Source organism: Bacteroides ndongoniae (genome assembly GCF_900108345.1).
Classification (GTDB): domain Bacteria; phylum Bacteroidota; class Bacteroidia; order Bacteroidales; family Bacteroidaceae; genus Bacteroides; species Bacteroides ndongoniae.
The window spans coordinates 1596759-1614348 of record NZ_FNVV01000014.1; the positions used below are offsets into that span (position 1 = coordinate 1596759).

Sequence of the window (17590 nt, forward strand, 5' to 3'; positions counted from 1 at the left end):
CTAATGTTTGGAAATGTCATGGCACAGAAACGAACCATCACCGTCACCGGAAGGGTGACCGAGCAGAACGGAGAAATACCGGTAGAGGCTGCAACCGTGCAGCTTCTGTCCCTGCCCGACAGTTCGCAAACGGCCGGAAACACAACCGACAAAAGCGGAAACTTCAGTCTGTCACGGGTCAAAGCAGGAAAATACCTGCTGAAAGTATCTTTCATCGGATACGCCACCCTGTACAAACCCGTTACGCTGAATGCCCAGTCGGGCCCGCAAAAGAACTTAGGCAATCTGACTCTCGAGACCGACGCCGTCCTGCTGTCCGAAACGGTCATCACGGCCGAAGCACCGCCTGTGGTGGTCAATGCCGATACAACGGAATACAATGCCTCGGCCTATCGGGTGGCAGCGGGCGACATGCTTGAGGAACTGGTCAAGCAGCTGCCCGGCGTCGAGGTGGACGAAGACGGAAAAATCACCCTCAACGGCGAGGAAATCCAAAAAATCATGGTCAACGGAAAAGAGTTCTTCGGCAACGATACGGAAATGTCGATGAAGAACCTGCCGGCCGACGCCGTCAAAAAGCTGAAGGCCTACAAGGAGAAGAGCGACCAGGAACGTATGACCGGCATCAAGGACGGAAACGAAACCCCTGTCCTGGACCTGACCTTGAAAAAGAACAGCGGATGGATGGGCAACCTGATCGGAGGATACGGAACGAAAGACCGCTACGAAGGCAATGCCAACATCAACCACTTCACCGACAACATGAACCTGTCGTTTGTAGGCGCAGCCAACAACACCCGGCGACAAGGCAACGGACAACGCACCCAGCAGAACGCCGGCATCACCTATGCACAAAAGGACAATACGCTTGACATCCGCGGAAACGTCAATTACCGCCACAACGTCAATGAAACCAATACCGAAACCTCCTCGGAAACTTTCCTGGGCGATGAATCGACTTATGCCAACCGACGGTCCGACAGTAAAAACGGCAATCACACCCTGAACGGGAATACACGGGTAGAATGGAAAGTTGACAGCTTGAATACCCTGAATGCTTACTTCAACATGAGCTACAGTCAATCGGACTCGCAAAGCGAAAACTGGAACAAGACATCGGACAATAACAGAGACGATATCAACGAGACAACCACGTCGAGTATAGGAAACGGCAAAAGCTACAACCTGAATGGTGGGGCAGCTTTCTACCACCGTTTCCGGAAAGCAGGACGAAACCTGTTCATGTCATTCGGCTTCAGCCGCAACAACAACGACCGCGACAACTACAACCGGACATACTCGCAATTCTTCATGCAGGACAGTATATCCGACATCGACCGGAATACCCGGAGCAATAACAACTCGACCAACTGGAATCTTTCCGTGGGCTACATCGAGCCCCTGTCCAAGCACTACCGGCTCAGCATGAACTATTCGTACTCGCATTCGAACGGACTTTCACAATCGCTTGTTTACGACAGCATCAACTATGCCGACCGATTCAATTATAGCTATAACGACGACCTGAGTTCGAAAGTGAATAACCGGTATGCCAACCACAACATCAGCCTGTCCATTCAGGGCGACCATTTGAAAAAAGACTCCCTGCAGCGGGGATTGATTTATAACATCGGACTTTCGCTGAATCCGCAGACTACCGAAAGCCATACGACCATCGGTCCCAATACAGGCAAGGACCTCCCCCGACAACATACGCTGGACTGGTCGCCCACGCTGACGGCCGACTACTACTTTTCTCGCCGCGAACGCATCAATCTGCGCTACAACGGCCGGAGCAACGCACCCGGCATCGAAGACCTGCAGGAAGTAATCGACATCACCGACCCCATGAACCTGCGCTACGGAAACCCGAACCTGAAACCCTCGTTCACCAACAACCTGAACGCCAGTTACGAGCGCTATTCCACCAAAACCATGCGCAGCTTCCGCATCCGCATGACCTTCAACAACACGCTGAACTCCATTGCCAACCGCATGACGTATGACAAGACCAACGGAGCACGCACCTACCACAAGGTCAACATCAACGGAAACTGGCAAACCAGCCTGAATGCCTCGTTCGACACCCCGCTGAAAAACAAAAAATTCAACCTCAGTGCAGGAATCAACACCTCCTACAACAACCAAGTGGGCTACATATCTGTTAATAATCAGGGAGCCGATGCCGAACTGAGCACCACACGCAGCCTCGTCAGCACCGAACGCCTCAGGGCCTCGTACCGCAGCGACAAGCTGGACATCGCCTTAGACGGCAACTTCCGCTACAACAAGGCCGACAACGCCAAGCAGCAGAACAGCAACCGCGAGACCTTCGACTATACGCTGGGAGGAAACGCGCACATACGACTGCCGTGGGACATCGAAATCTCGACCGACATGAGGTGGCACATACGCGAAGGCTACAGCGGCAATGCCAACCGCGACGAACTGCTGTGGAACGCACAGATTTCCAAGCGATTCCTGAAGCGGAAACAGGCCATGATCCGCCTGCGCGTGTTCGACATCCTGCAGCAGCAGAACAACCAGAGCCGCAGCATCAGTGCCAACGGCATCACCGATACGACGAGCAACATGCTGACAAGCTACTGCATCGTCAACTTCACCTACCGCTTCAACACCCTGGGTGGCGGCGGAGGAAGAGGCAAGAATATGAGAAGACCTAATAGAAACATTCATTAATCATAAAAACAAAAACAAGAAAAGAAAATGAAAAAAGGAACCATTACGATCATCATTGTGGCCATTGTGGCCGTCATCGCCGTATGGGCCATCAGCGGCTACAACAGCCTCGTCGGCATGGACGAAAACGTCAGCAACCAGTGGGCCAACGTAGAGACGCAATACCAGCGCCGGGCCGACCTCATCCCAAACTTAGTGAATACCGTCAAAGGCTATGCCGCCCACGAGAAGGAAACACTGGAAGGCGTCATCGCCGCCCGCAGCCAGGCCACCCAAATCAAGTTAGACCCGACGAACCTGACACCCGAAAAGCTGGCCGAATACCAGAAGGCGCAGGGACAACTGGCCACCGCACTGGGCAAACTGCTGGCCATCACCGAAAACTATCCCGACCTGAAGGCCAACCAGAACTTCCTGGAACTGCAAGCCCAGCTCGAAGGAACAGAAAACCGCATCAACGTGGCCCGCAAGAACTTCAACGACTCGGCCAAGGCCTACAACACCGCCATCCGCCGTTTCCCCAAGAACATCCTTGCCGGCATGTTCGGTTTCGACAAGCGTGCCTACTTCGAAGCAGCCGAAGGTGCCGAACAGGCTCCGCAAGTGCAGTTCTAAGTTCTGCCGCCCCTGCCACACAAATCACCGGCCTCCTTGCACACAACTGCAAGGGCCGTTTTTTTTGTATGCAGACTGCAGAGTTACTGCACGCAGACTGCAGAGTTACTGCACACAGGCTGCAGAGTTGCTGCACGCAGGTTGCAGAGTTACTGCACACAGGTTGCAGAGTTACTGCAAACAGGCTTGCAGTACTGCTGCAAACAAGGATGCAGTGACGCTGCAAACGGGCTTGCAGTGATGCTGCAACCCTGTATGCAGTAACAAACTCACGAGCGGGGCGGACAAACCGCCCCTGCATTTCACTTCGTACCACCCCGTTTCCCATGAAAGCATCCGACAATCATACCTCCGCTATAAGCAGCAACAAAGGACTGTTCGCCTTTCTTCGCCATCCCTCGGAAGACGTGACACGTGACAACTCTCCTCTAAGTCTGCTACGTACCATCCTTTGGTATTTCAGCACCAGCCTTATCCTTGTAATAGGAATGGCCATACTGATTACATTGGATTTATCACCGACTACCGATTCCGATCGTCACATCCCCGTATGGGGAGTAGTTCTTTTTCTGCCTATAGCAGAAGAATTGGCTTTCCGTTTCCCCCTGCGCCGCAAACGCTGGATACTGACTGTCTGGGCAGGAATTATGTCCTACATCCTGCTAAGTATGGCTTTAAGCACCAAAATATACGAAACGTCTTATCTGACAGAGCGGCTGATCGGTTGTGCTGCCGTCACGGTCGGCATTTGGTTTCAGGGGTGGAAGTGGCTGAGGAACATTAAATTCAGCTGGTACTTCTACCTGCTTGCCATCGCTTTCGGCTTTGCCCACCTGAGCAATTCATTTACTGGTAGCGGTACAACGGCAGGCACAACAGCATTCTTCCTTCTCTACTCCATCTATCAGATATCAGGCGGACTGATACTGGGCTATGCACGTATTAAGCATGGTTTTCTACTGTGTATCCTGCTACATATCCTGACCAACCTGCCCGCAGCCCTCTGATTCTTGCTGTTCATAAGAAGAAACAGGAAAATGCCAGCCGCACAGTAGGCTATCTGCCAAAAAAATGCTACTTTTGCATATTCAATTGAACAAAAACTTATTATCTCATGAGTAACCAACGATACATGATGCGCGGCGTAAGCGCATCGAAAGAGGACGTTCACAACGCCATCAAGAACATCGACAAGGGCATCTTCCCGCAGGCCTTCTGCAAGATCATCCCCGACATACTGGGCGGCGACCCGGAGTATTGCAACATCATGCACGCCGACGGCGCAGGCACCAAGTCCTCGCTGGCCTACATGTACTGGAAGGAAACGGGCGACCTGTCCGTCTGGAAAGGCATTGCACAGGACGCACTCATCATGAACATCGACGACCTGCTCTGCGTAGGAGCAGTGGACAACATACTGGTCTCTTCGACCATCGGACGAAACAAACTGCTGGTGCCGGGCGAAGTCATCTCGGCCATCATCAACGGTACGGACGAACTGCTGGCCGAACTGCGTGAAATGGGCGTAGGCGTCTATGCCACAGGTGGCGAAACGGCCGACGTAGGTGACCTGGTACGTACCATCATCGTGGATTCTACCGTGACCTGCCGCATGAAGCGCAGCGATGTCATCAACAACGCCAACATCCGTCCGGGCGACGTCATCGTGGGCCTTGCCAGCTACGGACAGGCTACTTACGAGAAGGAATACAACGGCGGCATGGGCAGCAACGGCCTGACTTCGGCCCGTCACGACGTCTTTGCCAAGTATCTGGCCGAGAAATATCCCGAAAGCTACGACCATGCCGTGCCCGACGAACTGGTGTACAGCGGCAAGCTGAAGCTGACCGATGCCGTAGAAGGCAGCCCGCTGGATGCAGGCAAGCTCGTCCTCTCGCCCACACGTACTTATGCGCCGGTAGTAAAGAAATTGCTCGATGCCCTGCGCCCCGAAATCCACGGTATGGTACACTGCTCGGGCGGCGCGCAGACCAAGGTGCTGCACTTCGTGGGCGACAACTGCCGCGTCATCAAGGACAACCTCTTCCCCGTACCTCCCCTGTTCCGCACCATCAAGGAGCAGAGCGACACGGACTGGGCCGAAATGTACAAGGTATTCAACATGGGACACCGTCTGGAAGTCTATCTCTCGCCCGAACATGCCGAGGAAGTCATCGCCATCTCCAAGTCGTTCAACATCGATGCACAGGTCATCGGCCGCATCGAAGAGAGCGACAAGCGCGAGCTGATCATCCGCTCGGAGTTCGGAGAGTTCAAGTACTGATTGGAACGCTCCTGCGTACTATGGGCTATGTAGTCATTGTTCTGATTGTGGTGTGTGCACTGGCTTGGAGGCAATATTACCGGAACAATACCTGCCGGAAGAGGGAATAACAACATGGTAAAAGAGATAAATAATACTCCAAGGTCATGAAGAAAACTCTTGGAAAACTCATTCTGTATCTCACACTGTGCGTGGCAGCAGGCGTCTTACTGAGCGTTTTGGCCACGCACATCGGCTCTGATTATCTGCACAGTCTGGCTGTCATAGGTCCGCCCATGGTGGTAGGTTACCTGTCCAGTCTCGACGGCAGAGAGGAGAAGGGCCGCCGGTTGCAGTGGTGGCGGTTGGTGTTGCTGATAGGCATAGTCACCACTGCGTTCTGGCTGCTTGAGAAATGTGTGTGACAAAAACGTATGAGAAATATGAAGCATTCAGTAAAAGTAATTATCATAGCCATCATCATCCTTGCCTTCTGCTTCGGGCTTTACGTCCTCAGCGACCGGTGGGATGCTCCCGTTCTCCGATTCCTGAACTACGCCATCATCGGTGCAGCCTCTGGAATCTATGCAGGTCCCCGTCTCGCTCCCGAAGTCGATAAGGAGAAATATCGGATGACTTCCAGGAAATGGATACTGAGCATCGTAGGAGTGGTCGTGCTTGCGGCATTGTTGTCCTGGCTGGTTGAGGGGAGGTTGTGGTAATACATTAATATTGGATTAAATAACTATGGCGAACAGACAATATAATATAAAGGAACTCCCGCTTGCATTCGACTTGGAGACAAAAGCCGTGTTGAAGCAGCTGAACTTAGCCAACAAGAAACTGGCCGAGTTGAAAGGTGTTGCTCTGACCATACCGAATGAGAATATCCTTATCAGCACCCTCACCCTGCAAGAGGCGCGTGAAAGTTCCGCCGTGGAGAATATCGTCACGACCCAGGACGACTTGTATAAAGCCGACTTGGATTTGAAAGAAACCGTCATCAATGCTTCCACCAAAGAAGTGCTGAACTATCGGCAAGCTCTGCAACGGGGCTTTAATTTGGTTCGCCACAACAAACTGCTTACCAATAACATCATCAAAGAGATACAACAGCAGTTGGAATGCAATTCGGCAGGTTTTCGTACAGTCCCCGGCACCATGCTGAAAAGTTCTGACGGAAGGATTGTCTATACGCCACCGCAGGACAAAAATGAAGTGGAACATTTGATGGCGAACTTGGAGTGCTACATCAACGACCCTGCATTGTCATCTTGCGACCCTCTGATAAAGATGGCCGTCATTCACCATCAGTTTGAAAGCATTCATCCGTTCTATGACGGAAACGGGCGCACGGGACGTATCATCTCCATCCTGTATCTGGTTATCAACGACCTGCTGGACATCCCGATTCTCTATCTGAGCCGATACATCACACGCAATAAAGGAGAGTACTACCGTCTGTTACAAGCCATACGCAACAACAACAGTTTGGAGCAATGGGAGGAATGGATTCTATTCATGCTGAAAGGAGTGGAACAAACCGCAGGCGAAACCATAAGACTGGTGAAGAACATCTCTTCACTCATGCAGCAATACAAGCAGCGGTTACGTCCTTTGTTCGGCAAACAATATAAACACGAGTTGCTGAACAACCTGTTCTTCCATCCTTATACAAAGATTGAGTTTGTAGAACGGGATATGATGGTACAGAGAAAAACCGCCACCAAGTATTTGGACACAATGGTAGAAGAAGGACTATTGGAAAAAGTGAAGATATGGAAGACTAACTATTATATCAATACACCGCTCGTCCATCTGTTTACCAGCCAGGAAACACCGGAGATGAATCCCCAGACAGTGGTAGAATCTGTTTATGAGAAAGAAACGCTATAACAACCGTACATCATGTACCCAAAAACAACAATTCGGGTACATGAGCAATCAATCATGTACCCGAATTGTTGTTTTTGGGTACATGAAAATATAAAAAAGATATAATCACTATATAAGTAATAAATGGCAGAAAACAACACCATACTGGAAAAGCTCGACGGCCTTGTGGCCCGCTTCGAGGAAGTATCAACCTTGATAACCGACCCGGCAGTCATTGCCGACCAGAAGCGGTACGTCAAGCTGACGAAAGAATACAAGGAACTGGGCGACCTGATGAACGCCCGCAAAGAATACATACAGGTATTGAACGGCATCGATGAAGCAAAGGACATCATTGCCAACGAAACCGATGCAGAGATGCGCGACATGGCACGCGAGGAACTCGATGCTTGCCAGACGCGCCTGCCCGAACTGGAGGAACACATCAAGCTGTTGCTCGTCCCGGCCGACCCGCAGGACAGCCGCAACGCCATCCTCGAAATACGTGGCGGTACGGGCGGAGACGAAGCAGCTATCTTTGCCGGCGATCTCTTCCGCATGTACTCCAAGTATTGCGACATCAAAGGCTGGCGTCTCGAAGTGTCCAGCGCCAACGAAGGAGCCGCGGGAGGATTCAAGGAAATCATCTGTTCCGTCACGGGCGATAATGTATATGGCACACTGAAGTACGAATCGGGCGTGCACCGCGTACAGCGCGTGCCTGCCACGGAGACACAGGGACGTGTGCATACCTCGGCCGCCTCGGTAGCCGTACTGCCCGAAGCCGAAGAGTTCGACGTAGTCATCAACGAAGGCGAAATCAAGTGGGACACCTTCCGAAGCGGCGGTGCCGGCGGTCAGAACGTAAACAAGGTAGAATCGGGCGTACGCCTGCGCTACAACTGGAAGAACCCCAACACGGGCGTAGTAGAGGAAATCCTCATCGAGTGTACCGAAACGCGCGACCAGCCCAAGAACAAGGAGCGTGCCCTGTCGCGTCTGCGCACTTTCATCTACGACAAGGAGCACCAGAAGTACATCGACGACATTGCCTCCAAGCGCAAGACAATGGTCTCTACCGGCGACCGCTCGGCCAAGATACGTACCTACAACTACCCGCAGGGACGCATCACCGACCATCGCATCAACTACACCATCTACAACCTGGCCGCCTTCATGGACGGCGACATACAGGACTGCATCGACCACCTCATCGTGGCCGAAAATGCAGAACGGTTGAAGGAAAGCGAGCTGTAAGGCAGCTACGAGTGATGAGCTACGAGTGACGAGCTACGGGCTACAAGCTACGAGTTCCGTCATCATGTGTAAAACTCTAACAATAACCAAGAGCTGCAAAGCCGCACGCTACATACTCGTAGCTCGTAGCTTGTAGCTCGTAACTATAAATAAACCTGAGCAACAACACTACGACACTTGTAGCTCGTAGCTTGTAGCTCATAACTATAAACAAACCTGAGCAACAACACTACGACACTTGTAGCTCGTAGCTTGTAGCTCATAACTATAAAAAGACATGAACAAGCAACAACTCTTTGAAAACATCAAAAAGAAGCAGTCGTTCCTCTGTGTAGGACTCGACACGGACATCAAGAAAATTCCCGAACATCTGCTGAAGGAAGAAGACCCCATCTTTGCCTTCAACAAAGCCATTATCGACGCAACGCAGGACCTCTGCATCGCCTACAAGCCCAACCTGGCTTTCTACGAGAGCATGGGCGTGAAGGGATGGATGGCTTTCGAGAAGACGGTGAACTACATCAAGCAGAACTATCCCGACCAGTTCATCATCGCCGATGCCAAGCGTGGCGACATCGGCAACACGTCGGCCATGTATGCCCGCACCTTCTTCGAGGAACTGGACATCGACTCCGTGACCGTCGCTCCCTACATGGGCGAAGACAGCGTGACACCGTTCCTGACGTACGAGGGCAAATGGGTCATCCTGTTGGCACTGACCAGCAACAAAGGTTCGCACGACTTCCAGCTGACGGAAGATAAGGATGGCGAACGTCTGTTCGAAAAAGTGCTACGCAAAAGCCAGGAATGGGCCAACGACGAGAACATGATGTACGTGGTAGGTGCTACGCAAGGTCGCATGTTCGAGGATATCCGCAAGATTGTGCCCCACCACTTCCTGCTCGTGCCGGGTGTAGGTGCCCAGGGCGGATCGCTGGAAGAAGTCTGCAAGTATGGCATGACGAAGGAATGCGGCCTCATCGTCAATTCCAGCCGCGGCATCATCTATGTGGACAAGACAGAGAACTTCGCCGCTGCCAGCCGCAAGGCAGCTCAAGAGGTGCAGGCACAGATGGCCGAACAGCTGAAGGCTATTCTTGGTTGACGAGCCAACGAGGAGACAAGTTGACGAGGAACAAGGGATGAGTTAACAAGATTATAAACTACAGAGGACATGTCCTTGTAGTCTTGTCAACTCGTCCCTTGTTAACTAAAGAATCACAGATACTTCCTGAAGAAACTCTCAATCTTGTCGAACGGAATCACCTTCAGGTTGCCGTACAGGTCGGTGTGATTGGCACCGGGGATGAGGAGCAGTTCCTTGTTGTCGCCCGTCAGCTTCTTGAACGCATCCCGGCTGAAGTAACACGAATGGGCCTTATCGCCGTGAATCATCAGGACGGCGCTGCGTATCTCGTTGCTGTAGGTCAGGATGGGCATGTTGAGGAACGACAGGGCAGAAGTCTTGTTCCAACCGTCGTTCGAGTTGAGCGAACGCTTATGATAGCCGCGCGGAGTCTTGTAGTAGGCGTAATAGTCTTTCACAAACTGGGGCGCGTCGGCAGGTAGCGGGTCAACGACACCACCGGCACGTTCGTACGAACCATTACGGTAATCCACAGTGCGCTGTGCGTTAAGCTGGCGGCGGAGTTCATATCGCTGGTCGGCATCCATTGAGTCGAAGTAACCGTTGGCCGTAACGCGGCTCATGTCGTACATGGTCGAGGTGACCGTCGCCTTGATGCGCGTGTCGATGGCGGCGGCGTTCAAGGCCATGCCTCCCCAACCACAGATGCCAAGGATGCCGATACGCTCGGGATCTACATCGTCGCGAGTTGAAAGATAATCCACTGCCGCACAGAAGTCTTCCGTATTGATGTCGGGCGAAGCCACATAGCGGGGCTGGCCGCCACTCTCGCCCGTAAACGAGGGGTCGAAAGCGATAGTCAGAAAGCCGCGCTCGGCCAGTGTCTGTGCATAGAGGCCGGACGACTGCTCCTTGACGGCTCCGAAGGGTCCGCTCACGGCAATGGCCGCCAGTTTGCCCGATGCGTTCTTCGGCACGTAGAGGTCGGCCGCAAGCGTGATGCCGTAACGGTTGTGGAAGGTCACTTTACTATGATTCACTTTGTCGCTCTGCGGGAACACCTTGTCCCACTCGTTGGTCAGTTCCAGTTTTTCCATATCATTTTCGTTTGAAAAGTTATACTTATCTGTTATAGTTTCCGCACTTACTGCGGTAAAGCCTGCCAGCAGGAATGCCGCCAACAGGCACGAAAGTTTTTTCTGTCCGTTCACCATATCGATATACCTATTTATATATTATGCAAATTTTCTCCTCCCTTTCCATTGTCCGATACCTATCCTCCCTGCAAGTTCGGCTGCTCGGAGCATTCGGAGGAATAGTACCCGGCTCTGTCCTGAATGCAAAGATACGGCAAATCATAACGAGCGTTTGTATATGAATTACAGAAGGAATAACGGAGATTACGGTTTGAGAAACACACCTTTCCCCACACTCTTTTCCTCCGTTTCTTGCTTATCTGCTTGAAATATTTTACCTTTGACCGTAAACATTATAAAGAACTTTGCAAAAAGCAGAATTAACCATGAGCTACGAACGCAAAATCATCAACGACCCCGTCTTCGGGTTCATCAACATACCGAAAGGACTGCTCTACGACCTCGTGTGCCATCCGCTGCTGCAACGCCTGACGCGCATCCGCCAGCTGGGCCTGTCGTCCGTGGTCTATCCCGGCGCACAGCATACGCGCTTCCAGCACTCGCTCGGCGCCTACTACCTGATGACCGAAGCCATCCAGCACCTGACGGCCAAGGGAAACTTCATCTTCGACAGCGAAGCCGAATCCGTCAAGGCAGCCATCCTGATGCACGACATCGGCCACGGCCCCTTCTCGCATGTGCTGGAAGACACCATCGTCCGTGGTGTCTCGCACGAAGACATCTCCCTGTTGCTGATGGAACGCATCAACCACGAAATGAACGGACAGCTCACACTGGCCATCCAGATATTCAAGGACGAGTATCCCAAACGTTTCCTCCACCAGCTGGTCAGCGGTCAGCTCGACATGGACCGCCTGGACTACCTGCGACGCGACAGTTTTTACACAGGTGTAACCGAGGGCAACATCGGTTCAGCCCGCATCATCAAGATGCTCGATGTAAAGGACGACCACCTGGTCGTCGAGGAGAAAGGCATCTACTCCATCGAAAACTTTCTCATGGCACGCCGCCTGATGTACTGGCAGGTATATCTGCATAAGGCATCCGTGGCCTACGAGCGAATGCTCATTGCCGCACTGCTGCGTGCCAAGGAGTTGGCTGCCAAAGGCATCGAAGTATTTGCTTCGCCCGCGCTGCGCTTCTTCCTTTACAACGACATCAACCGAGACATCTTCTACAGTCGGCCCGAATGTTTGGAAAACTTCATCCAACTGGACGACAACGACATCTGGACATCACTGAAAGTATGGTGCAACCATCCGGATAAAGTGCTGTCTACCCTCAGTGCAGGCATGGTAAACCGCCGCCTGTTCAAAGTAGAAATATCATCCGAACCGGCTACCGAAGAGCGGAAAGCCGAACTGACCCGACAGATCAGCGAAATGTTGGGAGTGACGTCCGAAGAAGCCACCTATTTCATCTCAACGCCAGGCATCGAAAAAAACATGTACGACCCGGCCGATGACAGCATCGACATTGTTTATAAGGACGGCACCATCAAAAACATTGCCGAAGCTTCGGATATGCTCAACATTTCCCTGCTCTCGAAAAAGGTAAAAAAATACTACCTTTGCTACATTCGGGCACATAAGTAAGTATAAAATATTCACCCAAGGACAAGGAAATATAAAAAAAAAGTCCGTTATTTGTGTTTTGAAAACCATTTAGCAAGAAGAAAACATGGAATTTTCAGCCAAACAAATAGCTGCCTACATACAGGGAGAAATTGTAGGAGACGAAAACGCAACCGTACATACCTTTGCCAAAATTGAAGAAGGTATACCGGGAGCCATTTCTTTTTTATCCAATCCCAAGTACACTCCTTACATCTACGAATCGAAAGCCAGTATCATTCTGGTGAACAAAGACTTCGTACCCGAGCATGACATCAAAGCCACTCTGATAAAGGTAGATAATGCCTACGAGAGCCTTGCCAAGCTGCTTACACTCTACGAACAGAGCAAGCCCAAACTGACAGGAATCGACTCGCTGGCTTATATCGCACCCACCGCCAAGGTTGGACAAAACGTCTACATCGGTCCCTTTGCCTACATAGGCGACTACGCGGAAATTGGAGACAACACCGCCGTCCATCCGCATGCTACCGTCAGTGCCGGAGCCAAGGTAGGCAGTGACTGTATCCTCTATTCCAACGTCACAGTCTATCACGACTGCCGGATAGGCAATCGATGCATCTTGCACGCAGGTTGCGTCATCGGAGCCGACGGCTTCGGTTTTGCACCGACTCCCGAAGGTTATGAAAAAATACCACAAATCGGTATCACTATCCTGGAAGACGACGTAGAAATTGGCGCTAATACCTGTGTAGACCGTGCCACAATGGGAGCAACAATCGTACACCGTGGCGTAAAGCTCGACAATCTGGTTCAGATAGCCCACAACGACGAGATCGGATCGCACACCGTTATGGCAGCCCAGGTAGGCATCGCCGGCTCCACCAAAGTGGGTGAATGGTGTATGTTCGGTGGCCAGGTAGGAATTGCCGGACACATTCATATCGGCAATAAGGTAGATTTAGGTGCCCAGTCGGGTGTCCCCGGCAGCCTGAAAGACGGTAGCCGACTGATAGGTACGCCTCCCATGGAACTGAAACCTTACTTCAAGGCACAGGCTGTATTCCGCAAACTGCCGGATATGTATTTCGAACTGAATGCACTCCGCAAAGAACTCAATGAATTGAAACAACAATTAAATAAGTAACTCATGTTGAAACAAAAGACTCTGAAAGACAGTTTTTCGCTCAGCGGAAAAGGACTTCATACGGGACTTGACCTGACTGTTACTTTCAATCCGGCCCCAGACAATCACGGGTACAAAATCCAACGCATCGACATGGAAGGACAACCCGTTATTGATGCTGTAGCCGACAACGTAACAGAGACCACACGTGGTACTGTACTTTCCAAAAACGGAGTAAAAGTCAGCACCATCGAACATGGTATGGCAGCCCTCTACGCATTGGGGATAGACAACTGTCTGATACAAGTGAACGGTCCTGAATTTCCGATTCTGGACGGCAGTTCGCAATACTACGTCAACGAAATAGAACGGGTCGGCACCGTCGAACAAAATGCCGTGAAGGATTTCTATATCATCAAATCCAAGATTGAATTCCGCGATGAAGCCACCGGTTCGTCCATCATCGTATTGCCGGACGAAAACTTCAGTCTGAACGTCCTGGTTTCATACGACTCGAACATCCTTCCCAACCAGTTTGCTACCCTCGAAGACATGGCCAAATTCAAAGACGAAGTGGCTGCCAGCCGTACTTTTGTCTTCGTACGCGAAATTGAGCCGCTGCTTCAGGCAGGCCTCATCAAAGGAGGCGACCTGGACAACGCCATTGTCATCTACGAACGTGAAATGTCACAGGAAAGCTTCGACAAACTGGCCGATGTAATGGGCGTTCCTCACATGGATGCCAAACAGCTGGGATACATCAACCACAAACCGCTGGTGTGGCCCAACGAATGTGCACGCCATAAATTGCTCGACGTCATCGGTGACCTGGCCTTGATCGGAAAGCCCATCAAAGGACGTATCATCGCTACCCGTCCGGGACATACCATCAACAACAAGTTTGCCCGCCAGATGCGTAAAGAGATCCGCCTGCACGAAATTCAGGCACCTTCGTACGACTGCAACCGCGCTCCCATCATGGACGTAAACCGCATTCGCGAACTTTTGCCTCACCGCTACCCCATGCAACTAGTGGACAAGGTGATCGAAATCGGTGCCAATTACATTGTAGGTGTAAAGAATGTGACCTCCAACGAACCGTTCTTCCAGGGTCACTTCCCGCAAGAACCCGTCATGCCGGGTGTGCTGCAGATAGAAGCAATGGCACAGACTGGTGGTCTGCTGGTATTGAACTCGGTAGATGAACCAGAACGCTACTCTACTTATTTTATGAAAATAGACGGTGTAAAATTCCGTCAGAAAGTTGTACCCGGCGACACACTGATATTCCGTGTAGAGCTGTTGGCCCCCATCCGTCGTGGTGTTTCGACCATGAAAGGATATGTATTTGTTGGAGAAAAGGTAGTTTGCGAAGCCGAATTCATGGCGCAAATAGTAAAGAACAAATAAAATTAATAATGGAGAATGAAGAATGAAGAATCTATTGTGACGTGTTCCGGTGTGCAAACAGAAATCTTCATTCTTTATTCTTAATTCTTCATTCATATTATGATCAGTCCCTTAGCGTATATCCATCCCGAAGCAAAAATCGGGGAAAACGTAGAGATTGCCCCTTTCGTATTCATCGACAAGAATGTGGTAATCGGCGATAATAACAAAATTATGGCCAATGCCAACATTATGTACGGAAGCCGCATCGGCAACGGAAATACCATTTTCCCGGGAGCCGTGATTGGTGCAGTCCCTCAAGATTTGAAATTCAGAGGCGAAGAAACGACAGCCGAAATCGGAGACAACAACCTGATCCGCGAAAACGTAACCATTAACCGTGGTACAGCAGCCAAAGGGAAGACTGTTGTAGGCAGTAACAACCTGCTGATGGAAGGAGTACACGTTGCCCATGATTCCATCATCGGAAACGGCTGTATCATCGGAAACTCTACCAAGATGGCCGGTGAGATAATCATTGACGACAACTCCATCATCAGCGCCAACGTACTGATGCACCAGTTCTGCCGTGTAGGCGGATATGGAATGATACAGGGCGGATGCCGTTTCAGCAAAGACATTCCTCCTTACATCATTGCCGGTCGTGAGCCTATCTGCTATGCAGGCTTGAACATTGTAGGCCTGCGTCGTCGCGGTTTCTCGAACGAAACCATCGAACAGATCCACAATGCCTACCGCATCATCTATCAGAGCGGACTGAATACCACCGATGCCCTGAAGAAGATCGAGGAGGAAATGGAAATGACACCCGAAATCAATTACATCGTAACCTTTATACGCGAATCAGCCCGCGGCATCATCCCCGGCGGAAAATAATAACAAGTACCTATTATGATCTACAGATTTACTATCATCTCCGATGAGGTGGAGGACTTTGTCAGAGAAATACAGATTGACCCGGAAGCAACTTTCTACGACTTCCACGAAGCAATATTGAAATCGACCGGATATACCAACGACCAGATGACCTCGTTCTTTATCTGCGATGAAGACTGGGAAAAGGAAAAGGAAGTCACCCTGGAAGAAATGGATGACAATCCGGAAATAGACAGCTGGGTGATGAAGGACACCCGCATCAGCGAACTGGTAGAAGACGAAAAGCAGAAACTGCTGTACGTATTCGACTACATGACCGAACGTTGCTTCTTCATCGAACTTACTGAAATCATCACCGGCAAGACCATTAAAGGTGCCAAATGTACCAAGAGCGAAGGCGATGCACCCAAACAGACTATCGACTTCAACGAGTTCGAAGCCAAGAACAGTGCTGCCCTCGACCTCGACGAGAACTTCTATGGCGATCAGGACTTCGACATGGAAGACTTCGACAAAGATGGTTTTGGTGGCTTCGACGAAGGCGGAGGAGGCAATCCTTACGACGAAGACAGATACTAAAAAATGAAGAATGAAGAATTTCTGCTTTGCGGATGAATGAAGAATTTATCCACAAGCTGCAATTCTTCATTCTTCATTCTTTATTTTCATTCTTAATTCTTCATTCTTCATTTTTTCATTTCCCTTGACCCTCATTGTACTCATAGGACCTACCGGTGTTGGCAAGACGGAACTTAGTCTCCGGCTGGCCGAAGCGTTCAACACGTGCATCATTTCGGCCGACTCACGGCAACTGTATGCCGACCTGAAAATCGGCACAGCAGCCCCCACCGAAGAACAGCTACAACGGGTGAAACACTATTTTGTGGGTACACTGGGACTGACCGACTACTACAGTGCCGCTCAATACGAAGCCGAAGTCATAAAACTGCTCGAAACCCTGTTCAAGGAAAAAGATGCCGTAGTGTTGACTGGAGGTTCCATGATGTATGTCGACGCCGTCTGCAAAGGCATCGATGACATTCCTACCGTCGACAGCGAAACGCGCTCGCTGATGCTGCGCCGCTACGAAGAAGAAGGCCTCGAACGTCTGTGTGCCGAGCTTCGTCTGCTCGATCCCGAATACTATCAGATTGTGGACCTGAAGAATCCCAAACGTGTCATCCACGCCCTCGAAATCTGCTACATGACGGGCAAGACTTATACTTCCTTCCGCACCCGGCAGACTAAACAACGTCCCTTCCGCATTGTCAAGGTGGGTCTGACCCGAGATCGTGAGGAACTCTACGACCGCATCAACCGCCGTGTCGACCAGATGATGGCCGACGGACTGCTGGAAGAAGCCCGCAGCGTCTATGCCCATAAGGACTACAACTCGCTGAACACCGTGGGCTACAAAGAACTTTTCAAGTATCTGGACGGCGAATGGACACTGGACTTTGCCGTAGAGAAAATCAAGCAGAATTCCCGCATCTACTCCCGCAAACAGATGACCTGGTTCAAGCGCGACACGGATATCCGCTGGTTTCATCCCGAACAGGAAACGGAGATACTGGCATATCTTCGCTCACAGATGATGAAGTGACAAGTTGACAAGTTAACGAGGGGACGAGGTGATGAGTTTAAAAAAGC

Annotated in this window: 16 protein-coding genes; 15 read left to right on the plus strand and 1 reads right to left on the minus strand. The window is 51.0% G+C overall.

Going from position 1 to position 17590, the window contains the following annotated elements:
• Positions 1-18: 18 nt before the first annotated feature.
• From BQ5591_RS17485 to pyrF, 9 genes are all read left to right on the plus strand, one after another.
• The gene (locus tag BQ5591_RS17485) at positions 19-2700 is read left to right on the plus strand and encodes a TonB-dependent receptor (RefSeq protein WP_159434507.1); all 2682 of its coding nucleotides are present in this window, start codon (positions 19-21) and stop codon (positions 2698-2700) included.
• A 27-nt stretch (positions 2701-2727) separates the two neighbouring features.
• Entirely contained in the window at positions 2728-3315 is a 588-nt protein-coding gene (locus BQ5591_RS17490) for a LemA family protein (RefSeq protein WP_071150309.1), read from the plus strand.
• Between the two features lie 326 nt (positions 3316-3641).
• Positions 3642-4322, plus strand: a complete 681-nt coding sequence (locus tag BQ5591_RS17495; protein WP_071150310.1) for a CPBP family glutamic-type intramembrane protease — start codon at positions 3642-3644, stop codon at positions 4320-4322.
• Positions 4323-4429: 107 nt separating this feature from the next.
• Positions 4430-5599, plus strand: coding sequence for an AIR synthase-related protein (locus tag BQ5591_RS17500; protein WP_071150311.1), 1170 nt, complete (start codon positions 4430-4432; stop codon positions 5597-5599).
• Positions 5600-5790: 191 nt separating this feature from the next.
• Positions 5791-6003 (plus strand): hypothetical protein, encoded by a 213-nt coding sequence (locus BQ5591_RS17505; RefSeq protein ID WP_159434508.1) that lies wholly within the window; start codon positions 5791-5793, stop codon positions 6001-6003.
• A gap of 18 nt (positions 6004-6021) precedes the next feature.
• Positions 6022-6300, plus strand: coding sequence for a hypothetical protein (locus BQ5591_RS17510; protein WP_071150313.1), 279 nt, complete (start codon positions 6022-6024; stop codon positions 6298-6300).
• A 25-nt stretch (positions 6301-6325) separates the two neighbouring features.
• Positions 6326-7474 carry a Fic family protein gene (locus BQ5591_RS17515; protein ID WP_071150314.1) on the plus strand — a complete coding sequence of 383 codons (1149 nt, stop codon included), beginning with the start codon at positions 6326-6328 and terminating at the stop codon, positions 7472-7474.
• 123 nt (positions 7475-7597) lie between these two features.
• On the plus strand, positions 7598-8710 hold the full coding sequence (prfA, locus tag BQ5591_RS17520) for a peptide chain release factor 1 (RefSeq protein WP_071150315.1): 1113 nt from the start codon (positions 7598-7600) through the stop codon (positions 8708-8710).
• 277 nt (positions 8711-8987) lie between these two features.
• On the plus strand, positions 8988-9815 hold the full coding sequence (gene pyrF, locus BQ5591_RS17525) for an orotidine-5'-phosphate decarboxylase (RefSeq protein WP_071150316.1): 828 nt from the start codon (positions 8988-8990) through the stop codon (positions 9813-9815).
• Between the two features lie 113 nt (positions 9816-9928).
• On the opposite strand, the gene BQ5591_RS17530 is transcribed toward pyrF, so the two are convergent.
• Positions 9929-11011 (minus strand): alpha/beta hydrolase, encoded by a 1083-nt coding sequence (locus BQ5591_RS17530; RefSeq protein ID WP_083381020.1) that lies wholly within the window; start codon positions 11009-11011, stop codon positions 9929-9931.
• Positions 11012-11319: 308 nt separating this feature from the next.
• Here BQ5591_RS17530 and BQ5591_RS17535 point away from each other — a divergent pair, with 308 nt between their 5' ends.
• The 6 genes from BQ5591_RS17535 to miaA all read left to right on the plus strand — a co-directional run bounded on the left by BQ5591_RS17535 (position 11320) and on the right by miaA (position 17543).
• Positions 11320-12549 carry an HD domain-containing protein gene (locus tag BQ5591_RS17535; protein ID WP_071150317.1) on the plus strand — a complete coding sequence of 410 codons (1230 nt, stop codon included), beginning with the start codon at positions 11320-11322 and terminating at the stop codon, positions 12547-12549.
• Positions 12550-12634: 85 nt separating this feature from the next.
• Positions 12635-13675 (plus strand): UDP-3-O-(3-hydroxymyristoyl)glucosamine N-acyltransferase, encoded by a 1041-nt coding sequence (lpxD, locus tag BQ5591_RS17540; protein WP_071150318.1) that lies wholly within the window; start codon positions 12635-12637, stop codon positions 13673-13675.
• 3 nt (positions 13676-13678) lie between these two features.
• Complete coding sequence (locus tag BQ5591_RS17545; RefSeq protein WP_071150319.1) at positions 13679-15064, plus strand: bifunctional UDP-3-O-[3-hydroxymyristoyl] N-acetylglucosamine deacetylase/3-hydroxyacyl-ACP dehydratase; 1386 nt, start codon at positions 13679-13681, stop codon at positions 15062-15064.
• A gap of 99 nt (positions 15065-15163) precedes the next feature.
• Positions 15164-15940, plus strand: a complete 777-nt coding sequence (gene lpxA / locus BQ5591_RS17550) for an acyl-ACP--UDP-N-acetylglucosamine O-acyltransferase (protein WP_022163149.1) — start codon at positions 15164-15166, stop codon at positions 15938-15940.
• 15 nt (positions 15941-15955) lie between these two features.
• Positions 15956-16519 (plus strand): IS1096 element passenger TnpR family protein, encoded by a 564-nt coding sequence (locus BQ5591_RS17555; protein WP_022163148.1) that lies wholly within the window; start codon positions 15956-15958, stop codon positions 16517-16519.
• Between the two features lie 124 nt (positions 16520-16643).
• Positions 16644-17543, plus strand: coding sequence for a tRNA (adenosine(37)-N6)-dimethylallyltransferase MiaA (miaA, locus tag BQ5591_RS17560; RefSeq protein WP_113740898.1), 900 nt, complete (start codon positions 16644-16646; stop codon positions 17541-17543).
• The last annotated feature ends 47 nt before the right edge of the window (positions 17544-17590 follow it).

Coding starts and splice junctions, on each gene's coding strand:
- BQ5591_RS17490 (WP_071150309.1), top strand. CDS start 2,728: ATGAAAAAAGGAACCATTACGATCATCATTGTGGCCATTGTGGCCGTC.
- BQ5591_RS17535 (WP_071150317.1), top strand. CDS start 11,320: ATGAGCTACGAACGCAAAATCATCAACGACCCCGTCTTCGGGTTCATC.
- lpxD (WP_071150318.1), top strand. CDS start 12,635: ATGGAATTTTCAGCCAAACAAATAGCTGCCTACATACAGGGAGAAATT.
- BQ5591_RS17515 (WP_071150314.1), top strand. CDS start 6,326: ATGGCGAACAGACAATATAATATAAAGGAACTCCCGCTTGCATTCGAC.
- BQ5591_RS17495 (WP_071150310.1), top strand. CDS start 3,642: ATGAAAGCATCCGACAATCATACCTCCGCTATAAGCAGCAACAAAGGA.
- BQ5591_RS17510 (WP_071150313.1), top strand. CDS start 6,022: ATGAAGCATTCAGTAAAAGTAATTATCATAGCCATCATCATCCTTGCC.
- BQ5591_RS17555 (WP_022163148.1), top strand. CDS start 15,956: ATGATCTACAGATTTACTATCATCTCCGATGAGGTGGAGGACTTTGTC.
- lpxA (WP_022163149.1), top strand. CDS start 15,164: ATGATCAGTCCCTTAGCGTATATCCATCCCGAAGCAAAAATCGGGGAA.
- BQ5591_RS17500 (WP_071150311.1), top strand. CDS start 4,430: ATGAGTAACCAACGATACATGATGCGCGGCGTAAGCGCATCGAAAGAG.
- prfA (WP_071150315.1), top strand. CDS start 7,598: ATGGCAGAAAACAACACCATACTGGAAAAGCTCGACGGCCTTGTGGCC.
- BQ5591_RS17545 (WP_071150319.1), top strand. CDS start 13,679: ATGTTGAAACAAAAGACTCTGAAAGACAGTTTTTCGCTCAGCGGAAAA.
- BQ5591_RS17530 (WP_083381020.1), bottom strand. CDS start 11,011: ATGGTGAACGGACAGAAAAAACTTTCGTGCCTGTTGGCGGCATTCCTG.
- pyrF (WP_071150316.1), top strand. CDS start 8,988: ATGAACAAGCAACAACTCTTTGAAAACATCAAAAAGAAGCAGTCGTTC.
- BQ5591_RS17485 (WP_159434507.1), top strand. CDS start 19: ATGGCACAGAAACGAACCATCACCGTCACCGGAAGGGTGACCGAGCAG.